The sequence below is a fragment of the Arthrobacter sp. JCM 19049 genome (genome assembly GCF_001310435.1).
On the sequence record NZ_BAXF01000929.1, the window covers coordinates 1 to 553 of the forward strand.

The following is a 553-nucleotide window of genomic DNA, read 5'->3' on the forward strand; positions in this document are numbered from 1 at the left end:
CGTGGCGGGCGGCGTGGGCGCGGTCCAGGATGACCCCGCGCAGCCGGTGCGCGTCGGCCTTCTTCAAGAACGCCAGGCGCATCACCGATTCGGAGCCGTCGGCCACGTCAAAGCGCAGTTCGGCCAGGCCCAACAGCCGGGCCACCAGCGGCTGGGCGATGTCGATGGCCTGCACCCGTTCGATGCGCGCCTGCTTCTGGCTGCGAAAGAGCATCCCGGAGTTCACGTACACGTGCGTTTCACTCAGCCGGTAGCGGGTGAAATACCAGGACAGGGCGTAGAAAACCAGGATCACCAGCAGCGCCGCGGAACCGATCGCCGCGGTCCAGCCCAGCCGGGGGCCCTCGAAGCGTTCGGACCAGGACAGTTCGTCGGTGTTCGTGTAGTAGACGTAGATCAGCCCGACGATCGCCAGCCAGCCGTGCACGAACGGACTGGCCGGGTGCACCCGCTGCCACGGCCCGCTCATAGCCCGATCATCTTCTCTTCACCGGCCGCCACCAGCCGTTCGCGCAGCTGCTGGCCCTCCCGGGCCGGGAGCCCGGGGATCACC

At 68.4% G+C, this 553-nt stretch carries 1 protein-coding gene; it reads right to left on the reverse strand.

Features of this window, described 5'->3' with window-relative positions:
• The coding region (locus tag JCM19049_RS17180) for a PH domain-containing protein (RefSeq protein WP_279403518.1) at positions 1–469 on the reverse strand (469 nt) is incomplete at its 3' end.
• Positions 470–553 lie beyond the last annotated feature (84 nt).